The sequence below is a fragment of the Mesotoga sp. HF07.pep.5.2.highcov genome (assembly GCF_003666285.1).
GTDB classification, from domain to species: Bacteria; Thermotogota; Thermotogae; order Petrotogales; family Kosmotogaceae; genus Mesotoga; species Mesotoga prima.
Window position 1 is genome coordinate 1 of sequence record NZ_JFHJ01000289.1, and the last position, 2,939, is coordinate 2,939.

Here is a 2,939-nt window from a genome sequence, read left to right on the forward strand (position 1 = left end):
AGATGAATTTATTCCCAATCGAATACCAACCGAGTTATACCCGAAATAGTTGTCCGAAGATTCAAATAGAGAGTAGCCTGCAGCTACCCTAAGCCCGTCCCCGGAACTTCTTACAATCGCTGAATTGGATATCCTGATAGAACCCGTTCCGCTCTTGAGCAGAGTTGCACCATCCGATCTACCTCCGTAGGCCAGAGTACACCATTCAAGAACGGCCGAGCCTTCATTCTGGATGTTGATAGATCTCCACCATCCCTCTTCAGCGATCGTCTCACTGCTATCTCTATTAGCATCCCCTCCGACCGTATCATCGCGCAAATCGGTGAAGTAGATCTGCTGATCTTCTTCTCCTCTTGCCTGAAGTTGACCGTAAACCAAAAACCTGTTGTTTTGTCTCAGTTTGACCACCGTTCCCGGAGCTATTTCTAGCGATGCTCCTGCGTTTACAGAGACATCTCCGGTAACCGTCATGGAGTAGTCACCACTGGCTCCCCATTTCACAATCCCTGTGATCGCTCCGCCGTCAAGATGGATGTCCACCTGGTTCAAAATAAAGGTCGAACTCTGATCAGAGTAAGATGCGTTTATTCCGACCCTAACCCCGTTTGTGTTATACATGAAGGTATTGTTGATACTCTCAAAGGAGGAGTACCCTGCCGAAATCCGAAGGCCATCTCCCATAACCCTTCTAACAACGGAATTGACGAGTCTCAGAGAACCCGATCCCGCTTTAAGAACGCCGGCCCCCGTTGACGCTCCTGCAAAGGAGACTTCGCACCACTCAAGAAATGCCGAACCTTCTCCCTGAATGTTGATCGATCTCCACCAACCTGGTACCTGAGCAGTACCTGTGAAAACAATCGGGTTTTCCTCGTTGCCAACGGCCCTCAGCGTACCGTTAACGATGAAATCCTGATTCTGAACTATGAGGACTTCCACGCCGGGCTCTATTGTGAGGATCACATTTGGAGAAATCGTTATTGTCGCCCTAACCAGGTACGGGCTACGATCGATTGTCCAGACCGTGTCCTCGGCTATAGTCCCGGAAACCTCTGTGGGAGGTTTGTAATTGTCAACAGGTGTTTCAATGTTCTCTGAAAAAAGTAATCCAAAAGGGATTAGAAGCATTATCAGCAGCCAAGATCTAACGGACCCTAAAATGTGCACCAAGACTCGCTTCATGCGGCACCTCCGAGATGTCCCTGGCTCTGTAGAGCTTTGATCGGAGAGCAACTGTATTCCTGCCAAAGCCATCGTATGAACAGATTATACATTCGTCTCGAAGCAATACCTTGCAGAAGTGAACAGATAAAACAACGCATGAAAGAAACTACAGAAGAAACTTTTGCTGATAGCAAATGAAGCCAGACCCTCTGACTCAATCTCATTGCCACGCTCTTCTCCGCAAACTCGTTTACAGGCAAATCGTAGACCTAACGCGAAGCAATACTGATTCCGAAGAACCTGTGAATTCGAAAGTATCGCAGTTCTACAGAAAGAATGCTTCTGTAGACATCCTCAATGCTCAGTACTGCCGCAAACTGAGAAGCTGACGTTAATCAAAGAGAGCCGTTGAAATTGTCGTCGTAACCAACTATTGTGTTTGCGTGATTAGTATCGGGATAAATGTAAGTTGATGTGTTCCAGACGTCTTTCTCTGTAAGGTTCTTGTACTGATTGGCGTCTATTGAAACAGATACTAGATAACCCGCGGCGAGATAGGACTTGATAGTCAGTATGTCCTGATCCGTCCTTACTGTCAAGTAGCTAATTACATTCATACCGTTCCTGTATCTTGGAGCTTCTCTCCATGCAGATTCGGAAGGCCACGAAGTGTGATCGCTCGTATCGTAAGGCATCTTTTCCCAGCTGCTGACTCCAACTCTCGACAACAGCTTCTGAGCATCAAGGTAAGATGAACCGCCGTCCTCACCATCATTAATCTGATGATAGATAAAGTCAGGACTGAATATCCTGTTCTGATACGAAGGAGTAGGTTCTCCGCCGTTTGTCCAGCTTGCGCCGCTGAGATCCCAGCCTCTATCCCTGGCTTCATAGAAAGTGGAAGTATAATACCCATTTGAAAAGGCTACGCACGAGCCTTCGCCGCCCTGATCTCCTACGGGAGGAAAATACATCGAAACGGAATGGTCTAAAGTCGATGGTAAGCTTCCCTGGACTGAGAAGCCATCCATCAAATGCCAGGTCCTGGCGATTTCATCCCAATCGTCTTCTGAAGGAGGACGCAAACCAGTACCGTGTCCGTCAATAATCTCGTTGTAGTTTCTCCCTTCTTCGAGGACCCCTAGGTCTGCTTTCAGAAGTTCGAGCATTTCCGTTGACAATCCTTGCCTTATGCTTGAAAGGTAATACGAAGAGCCCTGTGCTGCAACAACATTATGAATCTGCACGTTCACGAATGAGTTATTTACGGTGTTCTTTGGTGTCTCGGTCGAAGTGTATATCGCCACAGGAGTTCCAGATTGATAATTGTCGAATACTTCCACGGAAAAGAACTCTATACTTCCCGTTGTGAAGTCACTGAAGGAATCAAATACCTTCAGGAACAATGTCTCATCTTCAAAGGGTAGGAGATCGGTGATATCCAGCACCATCTTGTTGTCAGGGAAAGGATGCTGCCCTCCTCTATAGCTATAGTCATCGAATCTCTTTTCTCTTATGGGAGAAGAAGGGTTGCCTACCCCAACCGTTATCTCGCAATCATCTCTTATTCCATTCGAGATCTCGAATACAGCTATTGCTCTCGGTTCGTAGTTGTCTCTTGGATCTATAGTGAAACAGCGAACCTGGTTCTCCTTCATCGCTTCGTACGTTATGTACAGAAAGCCGTCCGGAACGTTCTCCCAACCACCGACTCCCCACGAATTCACGACCTTGAAAGCCCCCATCTCCTGCGGGGGAATACTGTATGTAAAACT

At 47.2% G+C, this 2,939-nt stretch carries 2 pseudogenes; both read right to left on the reverse strand.

The features are described 5' to 3' along the window. Nucleotides 1–1,182, reverse strand: a pseudogene (locus tag BG32_RS06115) (right-handed parallel beta-helix repeat-containing protein); the annotation flags it as partial. A 377-nt stretch (nt 1,183–1,559) separates the two neighbouring features. Next, nucleotides 1,560–2,939: pseudogene (locus tag BG32_RS06120) on the reverse strand (C1 family peptidase); the annotation flags it as partial.